This window comes from Cupriavidus sp. GW822-FHT03E04 (assembly GCF_058801495.1).
In genome coordinates this window covers 1-24,371 of record NZ_JBXANI010000052.1, presented here as the reverse complement: position 1 = coordinate 24,371, position 24,371 = coordinate 1, and the positions used below count along the sequence as shown (strand labels likewise).

19 protein-coding genes are annotated in these 24,371 nt (G+C 68.0%); 12 read left to right on the top strand and 7 right to left on the bottom strand.

Annotated features, from left to right (window positions below):
* Positions 1 to 237: 237 nt before the first annotated feature.
* Complete coding sequence (plsY, locus tag AC1RQC_RS39585; RefSeq protein WP_492886759.1) at positions 238 to 855, top strand: glycerol-3-phosphate 1-O-acyltransferase PlsY; 618 nt, start codon at positions 238 to 240, stop codon at positions 853 to 855.
* A gap of 66 nt (positions 856 to 921) precedes the next feature.
* Here plsY and AC1RQC_RS39580 read toward each other — a convergent pair whose 3' ends face one another.
* From AC1RQC_RS39580 to AC1RQC_RS39570, 3 genes are all read right to left on the bottom strand, one after another.
* Positions 922 to 1,215: a GYD domain-containing protein gene (locus AC1RQC_RS39580; protein ID WP_492376131.1), complete on the bottom strand. Its 294-nt coding sequence runs from the start codon at positions 1,213 to 1,215 to the stop codon at positions 922 to 924.
* A gap of 205 nt (positions 1,216 to 1,420) precedes the next feature.
* Positions 1,421 to 2,698: an ATP-binding protein gene (locus tag AC1RQC_RS39575; protein WP_492376133.1), complete on the bottom strand. Its 1,278-nt coding sequence runs from the start codon at positions 2,696 to 2,698 to the stop codon at positions 1,421 to 1,423.
* Positions 2,695 to 3,426: a response regulator gene (locus AC1RQC_RS39570; protein WP_492376134.1), complete on the bottom strand. Its 732-nt coding sequence runs from the start codon at positions 3,424 to 3,426 to the stop codon at positions 2,695 to 2,697. Before AC1RQC_RS39570 ends, AC1RQC_RS39575 begins: the two co-directional genes overlap by 4 nt.
* A 330-nt stretch (positions 3,427 to 3,756) precedes the next feature.
* On the opposite strand from AC1RQC_RS39570, the gene AC1RQC_RS39565 reads away from it, so the two are divergent.
* From AC1RQC_RS39565 to AC1RQC_RS39550, 4 genes are read left to right on the top strand one after another with little or no spacing between them, the layout of a single operon-like run.
* Entirely contained in the window at positions 3,757 to 5,214 is a 1,458-nt protein-coding gene (locus AC1RQC_RS39565) for an MdtA/MuxA family multidrug efflux RND transporter periplasmic adaptor subunit (RefSeq protein ID WP_492886757.1), read from the top strand.
* Between the two features lie 9 nt (positions 5,215 to 5,223).
* Positions 5,224 to 8,385 (top strand): MdtB/MuxB family multidrug efflux RND transporter permease subunit, encoded by a 3,162-nt coding sequence (locus AC1RQC_RS39560; RefSeq protein WP_492832926.1) that lies wholly within the window; start codon positions 5,224 to 5,226, stop codon positions 8,383 to 8,385.
* A complete protein-coding gene (locus tag AC1RQC_RS39555; RefSeq protein WP_492376137.1) occupies positions 8,385 to 11,681 on the top strand; it encodes an efflux RND transporter permease subunit in 3,297 nt (1,098 codons plus the stop codon). Before AC1RQC_RS39560 ends, AC1RQC_RS39555 begins: the two co-directional genes overlap by 1 nt.
* Positions 11,682 to 11,690: 9 nt before the next feature.
* Positions 11,691 to 13,181, top strand: a complete 1,491-nt coding sequence (locus AC1RQC_RS39550) for an efflux transporter outer membrane subunit (protein WP_492376138.1) — start codon at positions 11,691 to 11,693, stop codon at positions 13,179 to 13,181.
* Positions 13,182 to 13,219: 38 nt separating this feature from the next.
* Here AC1RQC_RS39550 and AC1RQC_RS39545 read toward each other — a convergent pair whose 3' ends face one another.
* Together AC1RQC_RS39545 and AC1RQC_RS39540 are read right to left on the bottom strand one after the other, a co-directional pair.
* Positions 13,220 to 14,647 (bottom strand): sensor histidine kinase, encoded by a 1,428-nt coding sequence (locus AC1RQC_RS39545; RefSeq protein WP_492886755.1) that lies wholly within the window; start codon positions 14,645 to 14,647, stop codon positions 13,220 to 13,222.
* Positions 14,640 to 15,341 (bottom strand): response regulator, encoded by a 702-nt coding sequence (locus AC1RQC_RS39540; RefSeq protein ID WP_492886753.1) that lies wholly within the window; start codon positions 15,339 to 15,341, stop codon positions 14,640 to 14,642. Before AC1RQC_RS39540 ends, AC1RQC_RS39545 begins: the two co-directional genes overlap by 8 nt.
* A 373-nt stretch (positions 15,342 to 15,714) precedes the next feature.
* Here AC1RQC_RS39540 and AC1RQC_RS39535 point away from each other — a divergent pair, with 373 nt between their 5' ends.
* The gene (locus AC1RQC_RS39535; protein WP_492886751.1) at positions 15,715 to 16,692 is read left to right on the top strand and encodes a tripartite tricarboxylate transporter substrate binding protein; all 978 of its coding nucleotides are present in this window, start codon (positions 15,715 to 15,717) and stop codon (positions 16,690 to 16,692) included.
* Positions 16,693 to 16,715: 23 nt separating this feature from the next.
* On the opposite strand, the gene AC1RQC_RS39530 is transcribed toward AC1RQC_RS39535, so the two are convergent.
* Entirely contained in the window at positions 16,716 to 17,621 is a 906-nt protein-coding gene (locus AC1RQC_RS39530) for a LysR family transcriptional regulator (RefSeq protein WP_492376141.1), read from the bottom strand.
* A 117-nt stretch (positions 17,622 to 17,738) separates the two neighbouring features.
* On the opposite strand from AC1RQC_RS39530, the gene AC1RQC_RS39525 reads away from it, so the two are divergent.
* Complete coding sequence (locus AC1RQC_RS39525) at positions 17,739 to 18,203, top strand: PACE efflux transporter (protein WP_492886749.1); 465 nt, start codon at positions 17,739 to 17,741, stop codon at positions 18,201 to 18,203.
* 96 nt (positions 18,204 to 18,299) lie between these two features.
* On the opposite strand, the gene AC1RQC_RS39520 is transcribed toward AC1RQC_RS39525, so the two are convergent.
* Entirely contained in the window at positions 18,300 to 18,509 is a 210-nt protein-coding gene (locus AC1RQC_RS39520) for a YMGG-like glycine zipper-containing protein (protein WP_150992709.1), read from the bottom strand.
* Between the two features lie 343 nt (positions 18,510 to 18,852).
* On the opposite strand from AC1RQC_RS39520, the gene AC1RQC_RS39515 reads away from it, so the two are divergent.
* From AC1RQC_RS39515 to dacB, 5 genes are all read left to right on the top strand, one after another.
* Positions 18,853 to 20,133, top strand: coding sequence for a flavin-dependent oxidoreductase (locus AC1RQC_RS39515; RefSeq protein WP_492376143.1), 1,281 nt, complete (start codon positions 18,853 to 18,855; stop codon positions 20,131 to 20,133).
* Between the two features lie 71 nt (positions 20,134 to 20,204).
* Positions 20,205 to 21,410 carry an ABC transporter substrate-binding protein gene (locus AC1RQC_RS39510; protein WP_492886747.1) on the top strand — a complete coding sequence of 402 codons (1,206 nt, stop codon included), beginning with the start codon at positions 20,205 to 20,207 and terminating at the stop codon, positions 21,408 to 21,410.
* Positions 21,407 to 21,910, top strand: coding sequence for a DUF3237 domain-containing protein (locus AC1RQC_RS39505; RefSeq protein ID WP_492376144.1), 504 nt, complete (start codon positions 21,407 to 21,409; stop codon positions 21,908 to 21,910). The genes AC1RQC_RS39510 and AC1RQC_RS39505 overlap by 4 nt, the downstream gene beginning before the upstream one ends.
* Positions 21,911 to 21,970: 60 nt before the next feature.
* A complete protein-coding gene (locus tag AC1RQC_RS39500; RefSeq protein WP_492886745.1) occupies positions 21,971 to 22,558 on the top strand; it encodes a MarR family winged helix-turn-helix transcriptional regulator in 588 nt (195 codons plus the stop codon).
* Between the two features lie 71 nt (positions 22,559 to 22,629).
* Positions 22,630 to 24,165 (top strand): D-alanyl-D-alanine carboxypeptidase/D-alanyl-D-alanine endopeptidase, encoded by a 1,536-nt coding sequence (gene dacB / locus AC1RQC_RS39495; protein ID WP_492376146.1) that lies wholly within the window; start codon positions 22,630 to 22,632, stop codon positions 24,163 to 24,165.
* Positions 24,166 to 24,371: the final 206 nt, after the last annotated feature.

Genomic DNA, 24,371 nt, shown 5'->3' with positions numbered 1-24,371 from the left:
TTGCCGGTCAAAGAAAAGTGACCGGCAGCCCCCGCAGGGGGATGTCGTATGGCCCTTGGGTCCAAAAACCAACGCCGATGAAATAAGCAGCAACCAACCCCGCAGGGCGATGTCGTATGGCCCTTGGGCCCAAAAGCCAACACCGCCCACAAAAGCACCACCACCCTCAAAGCCCCCCATCCCCCCTACCCCCCTTCCACGCTACAATCCCGCCAGCCTAAAACCCCCAATTCCCACATGGCCAATCTGATCTTCGCACTAGCCGCCTACCTGATCGGCTCCATTTCCTTTGCCGTCGTGGTCAGCAAGGCCATGCGCCTGCCCGATCCGCACACCTACGGCTCCGGCAACCCTGGTGCCACCAACGTGCTGCGCAGCGGCAACAAGAAGGCCGCCGTCCTGACGCTGATCGGCGATGCCCTGAAGGGCTGGCTGGCGGTCTGGCTGGCGCAGCGCTTCGGCCCGGCGTACGGCGTCGACGACACGGGCATCGCGCTGGTGGCGGTGGCGGTGTTCCTGGGCCACCTGTTCCCGGTGTTCTTCCGCTTTGCGGGCGGTAAGGGCGTGGCCACCGCGGCCGGCATCCTGTTTGCCATCGACCCGCTGCTGGGCGCGGGCACGATGGCGACCTGGCTGATCGTGGCCTTCTTCTTCCGTTACTCGTCGCTGGCGGCGCTGGTGTCGGCGGTCTTTGCGCCTTTCTTCTATGTCCTGATGTCGGGTGTGGACGTGCTCGCCGGCGCGGTATTCGCGATCAGCGTGCTGCTGGTGGTGCGGCACCGCGCCAACATCGAAAAGCTGCTGGCCGGCAAGGAAAGCCGCATCGGCGAGAAGAAAAAGGCGCCAGGCGCCTGAGCGCCGTGTCAGACAGTAAAAAGCCCGCACAATGATGCGGGCTTTTTGATGCCGGCTGGCAAGTGGCTACGGCAGCTTGCTGAGGATGCCGTTCATCTCGTCAGTGGAGAAGGCACGCAGCGTCTGGCTGCGGACGTTGCCCGCCATGCCCAGGGCCAGGCCGAATGCGGTCATGGTGGCATCGTCGGGCGCGGTAAAGGTCGCTACCAAGTCATATTGCCCGAGCGTCCAGAAGATATCTTTCATTTCGATGCCGCTTGCCTTTGCCATTTCGCGAACAGCCGCGGCGCGCTTGGTTGTGTCCTTGACGGTACGGATTCCCTGGTCGGTGAAGTTTAGAAGCGTGACGAAAGTTGCCATGATGCGTCTCCTGATCCACTGGATTGGCGCTACGCGTTGCCTAAGCGCACTGAGCAACTACTCGCAGCAAGCTGCGTACCACGCAAGCCAGCATATGGCCCGCATGGCCATGGCGTCAGCCGGCAGCCCCCCGTGAAGGGGAAAACCTCCTGATTGTGTTCCAGATGTGATACGAGCCGGGACGCCGCCGTCCGGCGGCCGACGCTCAGGCCGCTTGTGCCAGCGCCGCGAACGGAAACACCATTTCCACCCGCAGGCCGCCCTCGTCCCGGTTTGCCAGCACCAGGCGGCCGCCCGCCTGGCGCACCAGCCGGTCGACGATGGCCAGGCCCAGGCCCGAGTGCGCATTGCCGCCGCGCGCCGGGTCCAGCCGCACGAACGGCAGGGTGACCTTTTCCATGGCGTCAGGCGGAATGCCTTCGCCATGGTCCTCCACCACCATGTGCCAGCCGTCGGCCTGGCGCGAGGTGCTGAGCAGCACCGGCGCTGCCCCGTAGGCATAGGCGTTGTCGATCAGGTTGCCGACGATACGGTCGAGCTGGGTGGCGATCATGCGGAAGCCCTCGCCTGCCATCAGCGAGACCTCCACCGGCTTGTCCTGCTCGGCCAGCGAGGCGGCCAGCTCGCCGATGCGGCGATCGACCGGCACCGGCCGCGCCGCGGGTTCGCCGCTTTGGGCAAAGGTCAGGAACTGCTCGACGATGGCGGACATGGACTCGACATCGCGCGTGACACCGGCTGCGGCCTTGGGGTCGGCCAGCATCTCCGCGCGCAACCGCAACCGCGCCAGCGGCGTCTTGAGATCGTGGGCGATGCCGGCAAGCATCGTATTGCGCTCCTGGTCGATGCGGGTCAGGTCAGCCATCATGCGGTTGAAGCGCACGATCAACTGGCGCAGCTCGTGCGGGCCGCGCTCACGCAGCGGCTTGACGGCGTGCTGGCGCGACAGCTGCTCGGCCGCAGCCGCCATGTCGCGCACCGGGCGCTGGATCTGCCAGGCAATCAGCAAGGCCACGGCCATGGCGACACCGACCACCAGGATCACGCCTGGCAACAGGCGGTTGTCGGGCGGCGGGTTGACCACCCATAGCGCCGGCATCGCGATCCAGTCCTGCCGGTGCGGCAGCTTGACCCAGATGCGTGTGGTCTGGTCTTCCTCGAGCCGTACCTGGGTCCCAGGCGGCATGCGCTGAGAGAACTGCTCGACCAGCCGCCGCGCCCGGCCCTTGGCCGCCACGGTGTGCTCGGCCGCGCTGGCCTCGCTGGCCACTTCCACCAGGCTTGGCAGCTTGATGGGCGGCTGAGCGGCAAGCGCGCGCTGGATGCTCTCGAACTGGAACATCATCTGCTCGACGGAGTAATCCACCTGCTGCTGGCGGCGATCCATGCGCAGGATCGCGAGCCAGGAGAAATGGCTCAGCACCAGCACCGCTGCGATCAGCAGCGCGATGCGTCCGAACAGCGTATCGATGCGCAGCTTCATTGGGCAATGTCTTCGGCTTCGTCGGGCACGAAGGTGTAACCGCGCCCCCGTACCGTCTGGATGTAGCGGGGACGCTGGGCGTCTTCGTCGAGCAGGCGGCGCAGGCGCCAGATCTGGACGTCGATGCCGCGGTCGCTGATGCCGCTCGCGGTGCCATACATCAGCTCCACGATGCGCTCGCGCGACAGTACCTCAAGCGGGTGCATCAACAGCAGCTTGAGCAGCGCGAACTCGGTATCGCTGATCGCCACCGGGTCGCCGCTGCGCACCAGCGAGCGCTGGCGGAAGTTGACGCGGAATGGCCCGAAGGCCATGCCCTCGCGGTCTTCCGGCGCGGCCGCGGGGCGGGCCAGCTTGCGGCGCAGCACGGCATTGATCCGCGCCAGCAGCTCGCGCGGCGAGAATGGCTTGCCGAGATAATCGTCCGCGCCGATCTCCAGCCCCACGATGCGGTCGATCTCGTCGCTGCGCGCGGTCAGCAGGATCACGGGAATGTCGTCGTTCTTGGCACGCAGGTTGCGCAATGCGGTCAGCCCATCCACCTTGGGCATCATCAGGTCGAGCACGATCAGGGCGGGGCGCTCGCGCTCCAGGCGTGCCTGCAAGCCTTCGCCATCGTGCAGCACGGACACGGCAAAGCCCTGCTGGGTGAGGTATTCGCGCAGCAGGTCGCGGAGTTCGGGATCGTCGTCCACGACGAGGATCTGGGTAGGCTGATTGGCTCGCATAGGCAGATGATAGCTAGGCTGGGCGCGGCAATCCGGGCGAATTGTTTCAGGGCATTACACCCGGGCTGCTGGTAATGATCTGTAAGATTGGCCGCCCGCGCTGAAACATGGGTGCCGCCAGCGCGCATTATGCTTCGCTTATGTTGCCGTTGCCGGCGGTCGCCGGTCAGGACGGCCCCGCCCGACGCCGCCCGGCCAGCGCGTAATCGCGCATGAAGCCGCGTGCTGCCAGCGGCACGTGCCGACGGCGTTGCGGCATACTTCTGCCTCTCATACCCCGAAAATCGTTCAAACGCGTTTTTGTTGACGCGTCGCTCCCAGGATCCGGTCATGGCCAACCCCGAAGAACATCAACCGGCTAAGCTGCCACCGCCGCCCAAGGCTGCCTCGCGCCGCCGCAAACTGATCGCCGCCGCGCTGATCCTGCTGCTGGCCGGCGGCGGCTGGTATTGGTACAAGCATCGTACGCCCGCAGCCGGTGCCGCAGGCGCGCCTGGCGGCGCTAACGGCGGCCGTGGTGGCCCTGGCGGCCCCGGCGGCCCTGGGGGTCCCGGCGGCCAGCGCTCGCCGGTGGTGGTCAGCACCGTGGCCAAGCGTAATATGGACGTCATCCTCAACGGCCTGGGCAATGTCACGCCCGTGGCCAATGTGACCGTGCGGGCCCAGGTGTCGGGTCCTCTGCTCAAGGTCCTGTTCAAGGAGGGCCAGATGGTCAAGGCCGGCGACGTGCTTGCCGAGATCGACCCACGCCCGTTCCAGGCCACGCTGGACCAGGCCGTGGGCACGCTGGCGCGCGACCGCGCCCTGCTGGAGAACGCCCGCCTGGACCAGAAGCGCTACCGCACGCTGCTCGGCCAGGATTCCATCTCCAGCCAGCAGGTAGACACCCAGGACGCCCTGGTGCGCCAGTATGAAGGCGTGGTCAAGACCGACCAGGCCAACGTGGACAGCGCCCGCCTGCAACTGGGCTACACCCGCATCATGGCGCCGGCCTCCGGCCGCATCGGCCTGCGCCAGGTCGACCCGGGCAATATCATCAGCACCAGCGACACCAACGGCATCGCCCTGATCACCCAGATCCAGCCGATCGCGGTGCTCTACACCATCCCTGAAGACAACCTGCCGTCGGTGCTCAAGCGGCTGCACGCGGGCGAGACCATTCCCGTCCAGGCCTGGGACCGCCAGGCCCGCAACCGCCTGGCCGATGGCACGCTGCTGACCACCGACAACCAGATCGACACCACCACCGGCACGGTCAAGCTCAAGGCGATCTTCCAGAACCAGGACGGCCTGCTGTTCCCGAACCAGTTCGTCAACATGCGCACCAAGGTGGACACGATCGAGGACGCCACCGTGGTACCGGTGGCGGCAATCCAGCGCGGCCAGCAAGGCACCTTTGTCTATGTCGTCGACGACAGCAGCAAGGTCAAGGTCCAGGTGGTCGCGCTCGGCACGAGCGACGGCGATCGCACCGTGGTGACCAAGGGCCTGCAGCCCGGCCAGCGCGTGGTGGTCGACGGTGCCGACCGGCTCAAGGAAGGCATGACGGTGGAAACCGTGGACCCGGCAGCGCGCGCAGCCGCGCTGGTACCGGCCAGCGCGCCGCGCGGGCGCGGACGGCGCCGCGATGGTGGCGCCAGCGGCGCGGCCGGCGCCTCCGGCGTGCCGGGTGCCTCGGGTGCGCACGGTGAAGGGCGCCGTCACCGCGACGGCGCGAGCGCGGCTGCAACGGATGGCGGCGGCAGCGCTGGCGCCCCGGCGGGCGCGGCGCCCCAGCGGCCGCAGTAAGGACCCAGCATGAATCCCTCACGCTTGTTCATCGAGCGGCCGGTCGCCACCGCGCTGCTGATGGTCGCCATCCTGCTGTCGGGCCTGGTGGCCTTCAGGCTGCTGCCGCTGTCGGCGCTGCCGGAGGTCGATTACCCGACCATCCAGGTCACCACGCTGTATCCGGGCGCCAGCCCGGATGTGATGACCTCGTCCATCACGGCGCCGCTGGAGCGCCAGTTCGGCCAGATGCCGGGCCTCAAGCAGATGTCGTCGTCCTCCTCGGGTGGCGCCTCGGTGATCACGCTGCAGTTCGAGCTCACGCTGTCGCTGGACGTGGCCGAGCAAGAGGTGCAGGCCGCCATCAATGCCGGCGGCAACCTGCTGCCGGCGGACCTGCCGATGCCACCGGTGTACAGCAAGGTCAACCCGGCCGACGCGCCGATCATGACGCTGGCCATGACGTCCGACACCATGCCGCTGCCCAAGCTGCAGGACATGGTGGACACCCGCGTGGCGCAGAAGATCTCGCAGCTGCAGGGCGTGGGGCTGGTGAGCATCAGCGGCGGGCAGCGCCCGGCAGTGCGCATCCAGGCCAACCCGACCGCGCTGGCCGCGCTCGGCATGTCGATCGACGACCTCCGCACGGCGATCGGCAGCGCCAACGTCAACGGCGCCAAGGGCAGTTTCGACGGCCCCGCGCGCGCCTCCACCATCGACGCCAACGACCAGCTCAAGTCCGCCGACGAGTACCGCCAGATCATCGTCGGCTACCAGAACGGCGCGCCGATCCGCATCACCGATGTGGCCAACATCGTCGACGGGCCCGAGAACAGCCGCCTGGCGGCCTGGGCCAACGACAAGCCGGCCATCGTGCTGAGCATCCAGCGCCAGCCCGGCGCCAATGTGATCGAGGTGGTCGACCGCATCAAGGCCCTGTTGCCGCAATTGCAGAACGCGCTGCCGGCCTCGGTCAAGGTGCAGTTGCTGACCGACCGCACCACCACCATCCGCGCCTCGGTGCGCGACGTGGAGTTCGAACTGCTGCTGGCGGTCGCGCTGGTGGTGATGGTGATCTTCGTCTTCCTGCGCAACGTGCCGGCCACCATCATCCCGGGCGTGGCGGTGCCGCTGTCGCTGGTGGGCACCTTCGGCGTGATGTACCTGGCGGGCTTCTCGATCAACAACCTGACGCTGATGGCACTGACCATTGCCACCGGCTTCGTGGTGGACGATGCGATCGTGATGATCGAGAACATCATGCGCTACATCGAGAAGGGCGATTCGCCCATGGAGGCGGCGCTCAAGGGATCCAAGCAGATCGGCTTCACCATCATCTCGCTGACGTTCTCGCTGGTGGCCGTGCTGATCCCCCTGCTGTTCATGGGCGATGTGGTCGGGCGCCTGTTCCGCGAGTTCGCCATCACGCTAGCGGTGTCGATCCTGATCTCGGCGGTGGTCTCGCTGACGCTCACGCCGATGATGTGCGCGCGCCTGCTGCACCATGTGCCCGATGAGAAGCTCTCGCGCTTTCACCGCGCCAGCGGCCGCTTCTTCGACAACGTGATCGACCGCTACGGCCGCGCGCTGGAATGGGTGCTGGACCGCCAGAAACTCACCTTGCTGGTCGCCGTTGGCACCATGGTGCTAACCGTGCTGTTGTACATGCTGGTGCCCAAGGGCTTCTTCCCGGTGCAGGACACCGGCGTGATCCAGGGCATTACCGAAGCGTCCCAGACCACCTCGTTCCCCGCCATGGCAGCGAAGCAGCAGGCAGTGGCCAAGGTGGTGCTGGAAGACCCGGCGGTGGAAAGCCTGTCGTCCTTCATCGGCGTGGACGGCACCAACACCACGCTCAACGCCGGGCGCCTCTTGATCAACCTGAAGCCCAAGGACCAGCGCAGCGACTCCATCGAGGACGTGACGCGCCGCCTGCAGGCCGCGGTCGACAAGCTCGGCGGGGTTTCGCTCTACACCCAGCCGGTGCAGGACCTGACCATCGAGGACCGCGTGGCACGCACGCAGTACCAGTTCACCGTGCAGGACCCGGACCCCACCACGCTGGCCACCTGGGTGCCGAGACTGGTCGAGCGCCTGAAGCTGGAGCCGGAGCTGCGCGACGTGGCCAGCGACCAGCAGAACAACGGCCTGCGCGCCTACGTGGATATCGACCGCGACGCCGCGGCGCGCTTCGGCATCACCACCGCGGTGATCGACAGCGCGCTGTACAGCGCCTTCGGCCAGCGCCTGGTGTCGACCATCTTCACGCAGGCGAGCCAGTACCGCGTGGTACTGGAGGCCATGCCTCAATTCCGCACCGATCCGCAGTCGCTGGCGGAACTGCGCCTGCCCTCCTCCTCCGGCGGGCAGGTGCCGCTGGGCGCGTTCGCGCGCATCAGCGAGCGCACCGGGCCGCTGGTGATCAACCACCAGGGCCAGTTCCCTTCCGCCACCATTTCGTTCAACCTGGCACCGGGCGAATCGCTCGGCGCCGCGGTCGACAAGATCGCCAAGGTGGAGCAGGAAATCGGCCTGCCGATCTCGATGCAGACTGATTTCCAGGGCGCCGCGCTGGCCTTCCGCGCTTCGCTGTCCAACACGCTGTGGCTGATCCTGGCCGCGGTGATCACGATGTACATCGTGCTGGGCGTGCTCTATGAGAGCACCATCCATCCCGTGACCATCCTCTCGACCCTGCCCTCGGCCGGCGTAGGCGCGCTGCTGGCGCTGCTGGTCTCGGGCCAGGACCTGGGCATCATCGCGATCATCGGCATCATCCTGCTGATCGGTATCGTCAAGAAGAACGCCATCATGATGATCGACTTCGCGCTCGAGGCCGAGCGCGAGGGCGGCATGGCGCCGCGCGAGGCGATCTTCCAGGCTTGCCTGCTGCGCTTGCGCCCCATCCTGATGACCACCATGGCGGCCCTGCTGGCGGCGCTGCCGCTGATGCTGGGCACCGGCATCGGCTCGGAGCTGCGCCGCCCGCTGGGCATCACCATGGTGGGCGGCCTGCTGGTCAGCCAGGTGCTGACGCTGTTCACCACGCCGGTGATCTACCTGGCGTTCGACAGCGTGGCAACGCGCCTGAAAGCCTGGCGCCAGCGCCGGTTTGGCGACGACACGGGTGGTGGCGCAGGTGGTGGCGCAGGTGGCAGTGAAGCCGGGCACGCTCCGGAGCCGAGGCCGTAATGAACCTGTCGGCCACTTTCATCCATCGCCCGGTCGCCACCGCGCTGCTGACCATCGGCATCCTGCTGGCGGGGCTGGCGGCACTGCGGCTGCTGCCGGTGTCGCCGCTGCCGCAGGTGGATTTCCCCACCATCTCGGTGTCGGCCTCGCTGCCCGGCGCCAGCCCCGAGACCATGGCCGCTACCGTGGCCACGCCGCTGGAACGCGCCCTGGGCGCCATTGCCGGCGTCACCGAGATCACCTCCAGCAGTTCGCTGGGCTCGACCCGCATCACAATGCAGTTCGAGCTCTCGCGCGACATCGACGGCGCCGCGCGCGACGTGCAGGCCGCCATCAATGCCTCGCGCGCCACGCTGCCCACCAGCCTGCCGAGCAACCCGACGTACCGCAAGGTCAACCCGGCCGATGCGCCGATCATGATCATCGCGCTGACCTCGCCCACCATGACGCGCGGCCAGCTCTACGATGCGGCCTCGACCATCCTGGCGCAGAAGATGTCGCAGATCGAGGGCGTGGGCCAGGTCACCATCGGCGGCTCGTCGCTGCCGGCGGTGCGGGTGGAGCTCAACCCCACGGCGCTCAACAAGTACGGTGTCTCGCTGGAGGATGTGCGCAACACCATCAGCGCCACCAACGCCAACCGTCCGCTCGGCTCGCTCGAAAACACCACCACCAACTGGCAGGTCTACGCCAACGACCAGGCCATGAAGGCGGCGGACTACATGCCGCTGATCGTGCGTTACGCCACGCCGGGCACCTACTCGTCGGCCTCGGCCGGTGCGCTGATCGCCAGCACGGCCAACGCCACCGCGGGCGGCGGCGTGAGCACCAAGACCGTCAACGGGGTCACCACCACTACGCTGACCACCAGCAGCGGCACCACCACCATCAGCACCGGCGCCACCGGCGGCAACACCAGCAGCGGCGGCCCGAACTCCTTCGCAGTGCCGATCCGGCTGTCGGACGTGGCGCGGGTGACCGACTCGGTGCAGGACATCCGCAACGCCGGCTCCGCCAACGGCCAGCCCTCGGTGCTGCTGGTGCTCAACCGCTCGCCCGGCGCCAACATCATCGAGACGGTGGACCGCGTCACCGAGATGCTGCCGTCGCTGCAGCAGATGATCCCGTCCGCCATCAAGATGGAAGTGATGATGGACCGCACCCCCACCATCCGCGGCTCGCTGCGCGAGGTGGAGCACACCCTGATGATCTCGGTGGCGCTGGTGATCATGGTGGTGTTCCTGTTCCTGCGCAATGTGCGCGCCACGCTGATCCCTAGCGTGGCGGTGCCGGTGTCGCTGATCGGCACCTTCTCGGTGATGTACCTGGCCGGCTTCTCGCTCAATAACCTGTCGCTGATGGCGCTCACGGTCGCCACCGGCTTCGTGGTGGATGACGCCATCGTGGTGCTGGAGAACATCTCGCGGCACATCGAGGAAGGCATGAAGCCGCTCGAAGCCGCGCTCAAGGGCTCGCGCGAAGTTGGCTTCACGGTGCTGTCGATGAGCTTGTCGCTGATCGCGGTGTTTATCCCGCTGCTGATGATGGGCGGCATCGTCGGGCGGCTGTTCCAGGAGTTCGCCATCACCTTGTCGGTGGCGATCCTGGTGTCGCTGGTGGTCTCGCTCACGGCCACGCCGATGATGTGCGCGCGCCTGCTCAAGCCGGTGCGCCCCGAGCGCCAGGGCCGCCTCTACCGCGCCAGCGAACGCGTGTTCACCTGGATGCACGACGGGTACTCACGCACGCTGGCGGTGGCGCTGCGCCACAGCACGCTGGTGTGGCTGGTGCTGCTGGCCACCATCGGCCTCAATGTCTGGCTCTACATGATCGTGCCCAAGGGCTTCTTCCCACAGCAGGATACAGGGCGCCTGATCGGCTTTATCCGCGCCGACCAGGCCACCTCGTTCCAGGCCATGCGGCCCAAGCTCGATAACTTCATCAAGATCGTGCAGTCCGATCCGGCGGTGGTCAATGTGACGGGTTTCACCGGCGGCTCGCAACGCAATACCGGCCAGATGTTCGTTACGCTCAAGCCGATTGCCGAGCGCGAATCCGCCGATGCCATCGTGGCACGCCTGCGCGTCAAGCTCGCCAAGGAGCCCGGCGCAAGCCTGTTCCTGACCTCGGTGCAGGACATCCGCATTGGCGGGCGCCAAAGCAGCTCGGCCTACCAGTTCACGCTGCAGTCGGACGATCTCGACGTATTGCGCGAGTGGGAGCCCAAGGTGCGCGCGGCCATCTCCAACCTCAAGGGGCTGGAAGACGTCGACACCGACACCAACGACAAGGGCTTGCAGACCTCGGTGATCATCGACCGCGACACCGCGTCCAAGCTCGGCGTCTCCGCGCAGCAGATCGATGCGGTGCTCAACGATGCCTTCGGCCAGCGCCTGGTGTCCACCATCTACAATCCGCTCAACCAGTACCGGGTGGTCATGGAGCTCAGCCCCGAGTACCTGGAAGGCCCGCATGCGCTCCAGGATGTCTATGTGGTCACTGGCGGTGGCAAGCGTGTGCCGCTGTCGGCCTTCGCGCGGTTCACGCCCACCAGCACGCCGCTGGGCGTCAATCACCAGGGCCAGTTCGCGGCCTCCACCATCTCCTTCAACCTGGCCGAGGGCGTCTCGCTATCGCAGGCGACCGACATGGTCAAGGACGCGATGGCGCGCATTGGCGTGCCGGAGACGCTGCAGGCCAACTTCCAGGGCAGCGCCAAGGCCTTCCAGGATTCGCTCAAGAGCCAGCCGCTGCTGATCCTGGCCGCGCTGATCACCATCTATATCGTGCTCGGCATGCTGTACGAGAGCTACGTGCATCCGCTCACCATCCTGTCCACCCTGCCGTCGGCCGGCGTCGGCGCGCTGCTGGCGCTGCTGGCCTCGGGCACGGACTTCAGCATCATCGCGCTGATTGGCGTGATCCTGCTGATCGGCATCGTCAAGAAGAACGCCATCATGATGATCGACTTCGCCATCGACGCCGAGCGGCGCGAGGGCCTGTCGCCGCATGACGCCATCTACCGCGCCTGCCTGCTGCGTTTCCGCCCGATCCTGATGACCACCATGGCGGCCCTGCTCGGCGCGATACCCCTGGCGATCGGCCACGGCGACGGTGCCGAGCTGCGCGCGCCGCTGGGCATCTCCATCGTCGGCGGGCTGGTGGTCAGCCAGTTGCTGACGCTGTACACGACGCCCGTGGTGTACCTGACGCTGGACCGCTGGCGCCTGAAGGTGAAAGCCTGGCGCCAGCGCCGCTCCGCCGTGCCTGCGGCCACGGCCAGCCTCGAACCCTGAATGCGATCCATGAACGCTTTTCTTCGCCTCCCTGCCCTCTCCGTCCCCGCGACCGTGCTGACGATAGCCTGCGCCCTGCTGCTGGGCGGCTGCGCCGTGGGCCCCGACTACAAGCGGCCTGACGCGCCCAGCACCCCGGCCTTCAAGGAAGCACCCGCCGACACCTCGCAGTGGGGCACGTGGAAACCGGCCGAGCCACAGGATGCCAGCGCGCGCAGCAACTGGTGGGCGGTGTTCAGCGATCCGGCACTCGACACGCTGATGTCGCAGGTGCAGGTATCCAACCAGAACATCAAGGCGGCCGAGGCGCAGTACCGGCAAGCGCTGGCCGCGCTGCAATCGGCGCGCGCCGGCTACTTCCCCACGCTGGGCGCATCGGCCGGGCTGAGCCGCGCGAGCGGCAGCAGCGGCCTGATCGGCAACAGCCAGAACGCCACGCTGTCGGCCAGCTGGGAAATCGATGTGTGGGGCCGCGTGCGCAGGCAGGTGGAAAGCAGCGAAGCCAGCGCGCAGGCCAGCCAGTCCGACCTGGCTTCGACCTTGCTGTCGACCCAGTCCACGCTGGCGCAGAGCTATTTCCTGCTGCGCATCGCCGACCAGCAGAAGGCCTTGCTTGACCGCACGGTAGTCGACTATGAGAAATCCCTGCAGCTGGTACGCAACCAGTACGCAGCCGGCACCGCCCAGCGCTCGGACGTGCTGCAATCCGAGACCCAGCTCAAGTCCGCGCAGGCGCAGCAGATCGATATCCAGATCACGCGCGCGCAGCTCGAGCACGCCATCGCCATCCTGACTGGCAAGCCGCCGGCCGACCTCTCCATCGCGCCGCAGGACTATGCCGCCGCCGTGCCGCGCGTGCCTATCGCGGTGCCGTCGGCGCTGCTGGAACGCCGGCCCGATATCGGCGCGGCCGAGCGCCGCATGGCCGCGGCCAACGCGCAGATCGGCGTTGCGCAGGCGGCGTATTACCCGACGCTGTCGCTGTCGGCCACCGGCGGGCTTTCCGCCGGCACGCTGGCGCGCTGGCTGTCGCTGCCGGACCGCGTGTGGTCGATCGGCCCGGCGCTGGCCGGCACGCTGTTCGACGGTGGCCTGCGCAGCGCGGCCAAGGCGCAGGCGGTGGCGGCCTATGATCAGACCGTGGCCAACTACCGCCAGACGGTGCTCGCCGCGTTCCAGGAGGTCGAGGACAACCTGGCCGGCGCGCGCCTGCTGGAGCAAGAAGGCGTGGTGCAGAACGACGCGCTGCGTTCGGCGCGTGATGCGCTGGCCCTGGTCAACAACCGTTACCGCGCTGGCACCGCCAGCCTGCTGGACGTACTGACCGCGCAGACCACCGCCTACACGGCGGAGCGCACCTACTTGACCATCGTGGGCCGCCAGTACACGACCAGCGCGGTGTTGATCAAGGCGCTGGGCGGCGGTTGGCATATCGAGACGGATAGCGCGTCCAATACGGCGCCGGCTGGCACAGCGCCCGGCAGCTCGGCAACGCAATAGCGAATGGCGAATGGCGCGGTGGGAGCCTTCGCGCCGCCCTATGCCGGCGCGAAGCGCACCCGCGCCAGCAGGCCCCTGCCCTGCGCGCCATCCAGCAGCGCCAGCGACGCGCCATGCGCCACGGCGATGTCGCGCACGATGGTCAGGCCAAGCCCCGAGCCAGTGGGCGCCGCCTCACCGGGCGCCTTCAAACCCGCCGCCTTGCCGCGGTAAAACGGCTCTAGCACCGCCGCGCGTTCCGCGGCGGGAATGCCGGGGCCGTCGTCCTCCACTTCCAGTACCACCGCCTCGCCCGCGCGCAAGACACGCGCCGTGACCATGCCGCCCGATGGCGTATAGCGCAGCGCGTTGTCGACCAGGTTGGTCACCAGCTCGTGCAGCAGATCGGTGCCGCGCACTGGCTGCGCGCCCTCGCCTTCGAAGCCCAGGTCGATGCGGCGCGCACGCGCGGCGGGCGTGAGCTCAAGGCAGACCTCTTTCACCAACGCCGCGAGGTCCAGCGCGCGCGGCGCCTCGGCCCCGCCGTGGGCGGCGCGCGCCATCGACAGCAGGCGCTCGGCCAGCGCGGCCATGCGCGCGGTGCTGTCGGCCAGGCCCTGCGCGATGCGCCGCTGCTCGTCGGGATCGCGCTCGCGCGCGGCCAGCTGGGCCTGCGTGTGCAGCACGGCTAGCGGCGTGCGCAGCTGGTGCGCCGCGTCGGCGATAAAGCGGCGCTGCGCGGCGAGCACCTGTTCCAGCCGCGCCATGTAGCCGTTCATGGCCTCCACCAGCGGCGCGGTCTCGCGCGGGGCGCTGTCGAGCGGCAGCGGCGTGGTGGCGCCGGGCTGGCGTTGCGCCACGGCTTCGCGCAGCGCATCGAGCGGCGCCAGCGCGCGCCGCGTGAACAGCCAGATCACCAGCACCGCGGCCAGCACCAGCATCAGTTGGCCCCACAGCACATCGAACAGGATGTTGCGCGTCAACGCCTGGCGTGAGTCCAGCGTCTCGCCCACCTCGATCAAGGCCATGCCGCCGCGCGTGCCGCTGGCGTCCATCACCGGCTGGCGCAGCGCGGCGATGCGGATCGGCTGGCCACGGTAGGTGCGGTCGTAGAAGCTCACCAGCGCGGGATACAGCTTGGTGCGCGGCTGGCTGGCATCGAATGGCGGCAGGTCGTCGTAGCCCGAGACGAACTCGCCATGCACGCCGCTGACGCGGTAGAACATGGTGGCGTTCATGCCCACCTCGAAGGTATCGAGCGAGATATACGGCACGTCCACGCGTACGCCTTCGGGGGTCAGCGTGATGCGCTCCGAGATATTGCGCGCCGATGCCAGCAAGGTGCGGTCATAGGCCTGGTCGGCGGACTCCAGCGCATTGGAGTAAGCCACCACGCCGTACGCGGCCTGCAGCGCCAGCATGGGCGGGATCAGCCACCACAGCAGGCGTGCGCGCAGGCTGGCGGCGCGCTTGCGCGGCTCAGCCAACGCTGGGCTCCAGCACGTAGCCCAGCCCGCGCAAGGTCACGATGGCGGCGCCCGAGCCTTCGAGCTTGCGGCGCAGGCGATGCACGTAGACCTCGATCACGTCCGGCTGGGTGTCGTCGGCCAGGGTGAAGATGCTGGCGTAGATACGGTCCTTGCTGACGGTCTTGCCGGGCGGCGTCATCAGGATCTCCAGCACCGCATGCTCGCGCGGCGTCAGCGCCAGCGGCGCGCCGCCCACCTGGAAATGGCGCGACACCGTATCGAACCCCAGGCCGCCGCACACGACCAGCGGCGCCTCGGTCTGGCGCGCGCGGCGCAGCAGCGCCTTCACGCGCGCCTCGAACTCGGCCAGGTCGAAGGGCTTGGCCATATAGTCGTCGGCGCCCAGGTCCAGGCCCTTGACCCGGTCGCCCACTTCGCCGCGCGCGGTCAGGATCATCACCGGCACGCGGCAGCCGCGAGCGCGCAGGCGCGCGAGCAGGTCCAGGCCGTCGCGGTCGGGCAGGGTCAGGTCCAGCAGCACCAGCGCGTAGTCACTGCCGGCCCCGCCCGCGCTGCCGGCGTGCGTGCTGAACAGCAAGGATTGCGCACTGGCCGCGTCGGCCGCGCGCTCCACGGTGAAATGCAGCGCGCGCAGCGCTTGCATCACCCAGGTGGCCAGTTCATCGTGGTCCTCGACCAGCAGTACTCTCATGGGAAGGTGTTCTCCTGCTTGTTTCCAGCTGGCGTCACGCTATGTCATGCGCATGGTTTGCTCCCCTCTCCCGCATGGCGGGAGAGGGGACGGGGGAGAGGGCGGGCGCTCGATACACCGTCGTGCTGTACCAAACCAAAGGGCTCCGCTTCAAGTGGCTCCTAGCTGAGCCACCCCTCTCCCCGGCCCTCTCCCCCTGAGGGGAGAGGGAGAGACAGCCGTCGTCGTAGCGCGCGGCTTTGGCCTGTTCGGCGGCTTCGGTCAATGCCTCAGGTTTGCTACGTTATGCCGGATTTTCGCATTGCCAGCCAGCAGATTTTTCGGGATTTCCCGGTAAGCTGTCTGCCGTCCACTCACCCCCCGAGGAGAATCGATGCGCCACTTCCTGGCCGCCCTGCGCTTTGCCTGCGCGGCGCTCGCCCTTGCCGCCGCCTGCGCGCGGCCGGCGGCCGCCGCGCCGGAGTGCATCGTGCCTGCCAAGCCCGGCGGCGGTTTCGACCTGACCTGCAAGCTGGCGCAGCGTGCGCTGCTCGAAGCCGGGTTCACCGAGCAGCCGATGCGGCTGGCCTACATGCCGGGCGGCATCGGCGCGGTGGCCTACAACAGCATCGTGGCGCAACGCCCCGCCGAGCCCAACACCATCGTCGCCTTTTCAGACGGCTCCCTCCTGGCGCTGGCCCAAGGCAAGTTCGGCAAGTACGGCGCGGCGGACGTGCGCTGGGTGGGCGCGCTCGGCACCGATTACGGCGTGATCGCGGTACGCGCCGATTCGCCCTTCAAGACCCTGAAGGACCTGGTGGCCGCGCTCAGGTCGGATCCGGACCAGGTACTGTTCGGGGCCGGCGGCACCATCGGCAACCAGGACTGGATGAAGGCCGCGCTGGTGGCGCGGCAGGCCGGCGTGGGCTACAAGCGCATGCGCTTCGTGGGTTTCGAGGGTGGCGGCGAGGCCTTCACGGCACTGCAGGGCGGGCATGTCCAGGCGGTGTCCGGCGACGCATCGGAGGCCGCCATGCAGCTCGGCGCGGGCGGCATCCGCATCCTGGCCGTGCTGGCGGCGCAGCGCCTGCCCGGCAGGCTGGCCAGCGTGCCCACCGCGCGCGAGCAGGGCTTCGACATCGTCTGGCCCATCCTGCGCGGCTTCTACATGGGCCCCAAGGTTGCACGGGCCGACTACCAGCGCTGGGCCAGCCGCTTCGAACGCCTCCAGGCCAGCCCGGCATTCGCCCGGCTGCGCGCGGAGCAGGGCCTGTTCCCGGCTGACCTGGGCGGCGCTGACCTGGATACTTATGTGCGGCGAACGGTGCAGCGCTATAGCACGCTGGCGAAGGAATTCGGGCTTACCCGATAGCACCGAGAAGCTGCCGGCATCGGCTACGGGCGGGCAGGCACCTCCGGACGCGGCAGCGGCTGCTTGCTCACCCGCTCCTTGAGCCAGGTCGCGGCCTTGCCGAGCGGCCGCTGCTTGTGCCACACCAGCTCCATCGCCACCGGCCAGTCCTGGTCGTCGAACTCCAGCGCGGGCGACACCAGTTGCGTGCCCGCCGGCGAGTTGGCCGCCACGTGCCAGGGCACGAAGGCCCAGCCCAGCCGGCGCTTGACCAGTTCCACGATGACCCACTGGCTCTCCACCCACCAGACTTCGGCGGCCACGCGCAGCCGCATTTTTTCCTCGCTGTCGGTACGGGTGGCCACCATCAGCTGCCGGTAGCGCTTCAGTTCCTCCCAGCCCACGCGCTGGTCCGCAAGCGGATGGTCTGGCGCGCAGATGATCCGCATCGGCACCCAGCCCAGCGCGCGGAAACCCAGCTCCGGCGGAAGCACCTCCTGGCGCCACATGATTCCCAGGTCGGCGCAACGCTCCAGCACCAGCCGGCTGACGTCTTCCATCAAGGGAAACAGCAGCTCCAGTTCCACCGCCGGGAAGCGCTCGGAGAACTCTTCCAGCATCACGCCCAGGGTTTCCTCCGGATAGAGTTCGTCCACCGCCAGCACCAGGCGGCTCTCCACGCCCTCGCCCAGGCTCTTGGCCACGCCACGGAAATGCTCGCAACGCTCCAGGATCACGCGGGCCTCGGCCAGCAGGCGTTCGCCCGCGGCGGTCAGGGTGGGATAGCGCCCGCCGCGGTCGAACAGCTGGTTGCCCAGGTCGATCTCGAGATTGGACACGGCCGCGCTGACAACCGACTGGGCCTTGCCCAGCCGGCGCGCGGCTGCGGAGAAAGAGCCACATTCGGCGGCCGCGGCAAAGGCCTGCAATTGTTCGAGCGAGAGGCTCATGTCGATTCCTTGGGACGGGTCGTTGCCCATCCATCGTTTTAAGCGATAGAACCCAACTTTACCATCCCCGAATACTCGATAGAATGCCCTCTATTCACACGCCAGACAGGAAGTATCATGCGCAGCACCAAGGACAGAATTCGTCACACCATCGGCTTTGAAGTGATCGGCTTGCTGATTGTCGCGCCCGTGGGCAGCTGGGTCTTTGGCTTCGCCCTTCACCAGATCGGCATCCTCGCCGTGGTGGCGTCGTTGATCGCCGCCGGCTGGAACTACCTCTACAACGTGCTGTTCGACAAGGCCATGCTGCGGTTCACCGGGCAGTTGCGCAAGCCGGTGGCCGTGCGGGTGCTCCACGCCATCTTGTTCGAACTGGGCCTGCTGGTGGTGTTCCTGCCGATGGTGGCGTGGTATCTCGACATGAGTTTGTTCGATGCATTCATCATGGACATCGCCCTGGCGGCCTTCTATGTGGTCTATGCATTCGTCTACAACTGGGCCTACGATACCGTGTTCCCGGTAGCCAACGCCGCGGGGAAAAGCGGGAATGCCACAAAGGCGATCGCGAAGTCAGCCTGCTGAGCCGGCGATCAGGCAGCAAAAAGCGGATGCCGATGGCATCCGCTTTTTGCTTTTTGGCCAGCCACTTCGCATGGCTGCGCGTGGCCGCATTATTCCTTACCGGCGTTCTGGCGTCGCCACGTTGCCAACCACACCGCCCAGCGCCGCGCCACCGATGGTGGCCGCCGGGCCGCCGATCAGTGCAGCGCCGGCCACACCGCCGACACCCGCGCCGATGGCGGTATTGCGCTGCTTGGGCGTCATGTCGGCGCAGCCCGCCACGCTCAGGAGGGTGGCAAGCAGGATAGACAGGGTTACGGTACGCATGATGAAGCTCCTTGTGGAATTTGTCTTGCGCCTGGCAATGCCCCCAGGCATCGTTATCGCGTTTGCCGCAAGGTCCATGCTTCGCGGCAGGTACTTTCACTATGGGGCCCGGGGCCGCTCTGCGGAACCGGGGCTTGGCCGAACATCGTGTCAGCGGATTCCCACAAATCCCGTGCTCAGGACGTGCATGCGGCGCTTGCTTGCGGGTTTCCCCGCACGCCGCCGATCTTGAAGCCTTCGCGCACTTAGTTATACTCTATAACAATATTGCCAGTGGCCGCCGGCTCCGCATGGAGCACCCGCGCGGCCCGGGAATTCCATAACAAGCTGTGGAGACAACACCATGAAGATCGCGATCGCCGGTGGCGGCATCGGCGGCCTGACGCTGGCACTGCTTTGCCACCGGCACGGCATCGAGGCCGAGGTCTGGGAAGCCAGCGAGACGCTGCGCCCGCTCGGCGTGGGCATCAACCTGCTGCCGCACGCGGTGCGCGAGCTGTCCGAGCTGGGGTTGCACGATGCACTGGCCGAGCTGGCGGTGCAGACCTCGTCCCTGTCCTACTACAACAAGCTTGGCCAGCGCATCTGGCACGAGCCGCGCGGGCGCGCGGCGGGCTACGGCCAGCCGCAGTTCTCCATCCATCGCGGCGAATTCCAGATGCTGCTCTACCGCACCGTGGTGGAGCGCCTGGGCGCTGAGCGCGTGCATGCCGGCCATACGTTCGAAGCGGTCACGAGCACCGGCGCGCGCGCGGGCGATCCCGTGGAGTTCACGCTGCGCCGGCGCAGCGACAACGCGCAAGTCACGGCGCGGGCCGATGTGCTGGTGGGCGCCGACGGCATCCACTCCGCCGTGCGCCGCCACTTCTATCCGCAGGGCGACGCGCCGCGCTTCTCGCGCCGCACGCTGTGGCGCGCCGTCACCGAGGCGCCGCCGTACCTGGATGGCAGCTCGATGTTCATGGCGGGCCACCAGGACCAGAAGTTCGTGGCCTACCCGATCTCCGAGCCGCTGCGCCGCCAGGGGCGCTCGCTGGTCAACTGGATCGCCGAGCTGCGCGTGCCCGACAGCGCGCCGGATACCCCGCCGCGCAGCGACTGGAACAAGCAGGTCGACAAGTCCGTGTTCCGCGAAGCCTTTGCGAACTGGCGCTGGGACTGGATCGACATCCCCGCGCTGATCGACGGCGCACAGGCCATCTACGAATTCCCCATGGTCGACAAGGACACGCTGCCGCGCTGGACCTTCGACCGCGTGACGCTGCTAGGCGACGCCGCCCACCCGATGTACCCGATCGGCTCCAACGGCAGCGCGCAGGCCATCCTCGATGCGCGCTACCTGATGGACAGCCTGCTGGCCAACGGCGCGCCGCGCGACGCCTGCGGCACCGGCCATGCGTTGCGCGAGTACGAAGCGGAACGGCTGCCGCGCACCGCGGCCATCGTGCTGCGCAACCGCATGAACGGGCCCGAGCAGGTCATGCAGCTGGCCGAGCAGCGCGCGCCGCAAGGCTTCAGCGATATCGAAACCGTGATCCCGCGCACCGAGCTCGAAGCGATTGCGCTGCGCTACAAGCAGCTCGCCGGCTTCGACCGGCAATCGCTGCAGGTGCCGCCGCGCTAAGCGCGGCCGCGCCTGTGATTGCGCCAGTCCGTCATATCATGCCCCCCGACCGGCCCTGAGAAGCCGGCGTCATGCGAAGAAAAGGAGATATCGTGCCGCGCCCCAGCCTTAGTTGCCTTACCCGCCTTGCCACGCCCGCCAGCCGCCTTGCGCTCGCCGTCACCGCCAGCCTTGCCGCCGCGCTCGGCGCCGCGCCCGCGCTTGCCGAGGTGACGGTCGGCGTCAGCATCGCGTCGACCGGCCCCTCGGCCTCGCTCGGCATCCCGCAGAAGAACAGCATGCCCTTCCTGCCGGAGACCATCGCCGGCGAGAAAATCCGCTATATCGTGCTGGACGACGGCTCCGATCCCACCCAGGCCACCAAGGTAGCGCGCCGCTTCGTCAGCGAGGACAAGGTCGACATCATCCTCGGCTCGTCGGCGGTGGCGCCGTCGATCGCGATTGCCGAAGTCGCCGACGAGAGCCAGACCGTGCAGCTGGCCTTCTCGCCGATCGAGCTCAAGCCCGGCCGCGGCGAATGGACGTATCGCCTGGCCCAGCCGGTCAAGCTGATGGCCGAGGCCGTGGCGGATGCCGCGCACGCCAGAGGCATCAAGACCATCGCCTTCATCGGCTTTGCCGACGCCTACGGCGAGACCTGGCTCAAGGAGTTCACCACCGCCGCCACTGCGCGCGGCATGCGCCTGGTGGCCACCGAACGCTATGCGCGCTCGGACACCAGCGTGACCGCGCAAACGCTCAAGCTGATCGCCGCCCGCCCCGACGCGGTGCTGATCGCCGGCGCCGGCACCGGCGCGGCCCTGCCGCACACCACGCTGCGCGAGCGCGGGTACGCGGGCCCGGTCTACCACACGCACGGGGCGGCCACCAAGGACCTGATCCGCATCGGCGGCAAAGCCGTCAACGGCTCCATCCTGCCCGCCGGGCCGGTGATCGTGGCCGAGCAGCTGCCGGACAGCGCCGCCACCAAGAAGCCGGGGCTGGACTACGTGGGCCGCTACGAGAAGCAGTACGGGCCCGACACCCGCACCCAGTTCGGCGCCCACCCCTATGATGCGGGCCTGGTGCTGCAGCGCATCGTGCCGGTGGCGCTCAAGCAGGCCAAGCCAGGCACGCCGGAGTTCCGCCGCGCGCTCAAGGCCGCGCTGGAGAGCGAGCGCAATATCGTGGTGTCGCATGGCGTGCTGAACTACACCGCGCAGGATCATTTCGGCTTTGACACCCGCGGCCGCGTGATGCTGACCATCGACAATGGCAACTGGAAGCTGCTGAAATGACCTCCGCGCCCTTTGCCATCGCCGCCCTGCCCACGCCCACGCTGGAGCATGTGGCGGACTTCAGCTTCCGGCTGGCGCCGGTCACCGAGGTGGGCGCGAGCGCGCTGGGCAACCGGCGGGTCATCCCCATTCTCGATGGCGTCGTTTCCGGGCCGCGCCTGCAAGGGCGCATCCTGCCCGGCGGCGCGGATTTCCAGCTGGTGCGCCACGACGCCGGCAACGGCATCGTCGTGGCCGACATCGAGGCCCGCTATGTGCTGGAGACCGACGACGGCGCGCGCATCTACATCGTCAACGCCGGCGTGCGCAGCGGCCCCGCCGCGCTGATCGCGCGCCTGGCCGGCGGCGAGATCGTCGACCCGCGCCTGATCTATTTCCGCACCGCGCCCCGCTTCGAGACGGCGGCGCCCGGCTACGACTGGCTCATGCAGCACCTGTTTGTCGCCACCGGCGCCCGCTATCCGGACCGGGTGGAAATGCGGTATTTTCGCGTCGTATAGGCGGCCCGGTTTCTCAGGCAGCCATCGCCACCCACATCCATCGACCGACGCCAAGGCCTCATGACCACAGCAAAGGCGCGAGCGCGCCGCAGCCGCGATGCCCTCGCCCCCGATCCCGCCGGCGCCAGCCGGGCAGCCGATGCGCCCGGTGGATTCGACCCGCATATCGCCAATGTCGACTACGGCGTGCTGGACGGCCTGGTCGGCTACGCCATCCGCCGCGCGCAGATCCGTATCTACGAAGACTTCGTGCAATCGCTGGCGCAGTGGCACATCACGCCGCCGCGTTTCTCCGCGCTCGTGATCGTCTCGCGCAATCCGCTGCTCAAGCTGACCGAGCTGGCCAGCATCCTGGGCATCGCGCGCTCGGGCGCGGTGCTGCTGGTCGACGCGCTGGAAGACATGAAGCTGGTGGCGCGCCGCCCGGCGCCGCACGATCGCCGCGCCTACAGCCTGGTGCTGACCCCGGCGGGACGGCGCACGCTGGAAGCCGCCACCGCCGCGGTGTGCGCGCACGATGCGCGCGTCGCGGGGGCATTGTCGGCGCAGGAACAAGATACGCTGCGCACGCTGCTCGGAAAGCTCGCGCCGCCGCAGGCGATCGGTGCGGCCCGTTTGGAAGATCCCGCAAACGCCGCAGAAGACTAGACGGAGTTCCTGCGGAAAAACCTGCGGAAATCGCATGGCGGCGTCATCCGCGCCCAGGCCCATGCGTTAACATGGGCACCATGCCGAATCGCCCTTCCCCCATTCTTCACCGCCTGCTGCCGCTTTGCGCCGCCGGGCTGTTGTGCCTCAGCGGCGTGAGCACCGCCGCCGCCAAGACCCCCGTTCACAAGGCCAAGGCCGCCCACGCCGCGGCCGAGTCCGCCGAGCCGCGCTCAGGCCTGCCGGGCAGCGTAACGGCAGCGCTCAAGCGCGCGCATGTGCCCGCCTCGGCCACCAGCTTCTACGTGATCAAGGTCGGCGCGCCAGCGCCCCGCGCAAGCTGGAACGCGCAAACGCCGATGAACCCGGCTTCCACCATGAAGCTGGTCACCACCTTCGCCGGGCTCCAGCTGCTTGGCCCCGGTTACCGCTGGCAGACCGCGCTGTACGCCGACAACCAGCCAGGCGCCGACGGCACCGTCAACGGCAACGTCTACCTGCGCGGCTATGGCGACCCCAAGCTGGTGCCGGAAGAAATGGCCAAGCTGGTCAACAGCGCCCGCATCGCGGGCGCCACCACCATCAATGGCGACCTGGTGCTGGACCGCAGCTACTTCGATTCCGCGCTCGACAAAGGCACCACCATCGATGGCGAAACCCAGCGCGCCTACAACGTCAGCCCCGACGCGCTGCTCTACGCCTTCAAGACGCTGTCGTTTACCATCACGCCCGACCCGGCCAACCAGTCGGTCGCGGTATCGGTCACGCCCGCGCTGGCGCAGCTCAAGCTCGACAACCGCCTGGCGCTGTCCCACGGTAAATGCGGCGACTGGTCGGCACGCGCGCGCCCCGCCGTCACGCCACAGCCCGACGGCACCGTGCTGGCCTCCTTCGACGGCAGCTACGCCGCCGACTGCGGCGAACACGTGGTCAACATCGCCACGCTCTCGCACAACGAGTTCACCTGGGGCGGCTTCGTCGCCGAATGGCAACTGGCCGGCGGCCGCTTCACCCACCAGCCAGCCCTGCGCATGGGCCGCGCCCCGCGCAACGCCTTCCTGCTGGCACGCCACTACGGCCAGCCCCTGTCGGAAATCGTGCGCGACATCAACAAGTTCTCGAACAATGTGATGGCCCGCCAGCTTTACCTGACCATCGGCGCGGAGATGGATCGCAGCGGCCCGGCCAGCACCACCCGCTCGGCCAAGGTGGTGCAGCGCTGGCTGGCGCGCCAGGGGCTGGACATGCCCGGCCTGGTACTGGACAACGGCTCCGGACTATCGCGTGAAGAACGCATCAGCGCCTACGATATGTCGCGGCTGCTGCAGCAAGCGCTGGCCAGTGAAGTCGGCCCGGTGCTGATCGATTCACTGCCGATCCTCGGCGTGGACGGCACGCTGCGCAACCGCCTGACGCGCGCCGGCGCGGCCGGCAATGCCTACATGAAAACGGGAACGTTGAACGACGTGCGGGCGCTGGCCGGCTATGTCGATGCGCTGAACGGCGACCGCTATGTGGTGGTCAGCTACATCAACCACGCCAACGCAGCACAAGCCCGCGAAGCCCACGACGCCCTGCTGCAATGGGTGTATCAGGGCGCACCCTGAGTGGCGTGATACTGGCAGCCGGTACGGAAGAAGGTGAGATCGCGCCCTTGCCAGCGCCCGCCCTCTCCCCCGGCCCCTCCCACAAGTGGGAGAGGGGAGCCAACCAGCAGCAAGATCAACCCATTGTGGTAGCCGTGTTTCCCGCCCGAAGGGGCGGGAAACACCCACGGCGATGCGAAGCGAGCCGTGGAGGTGTTCAGAGGCCG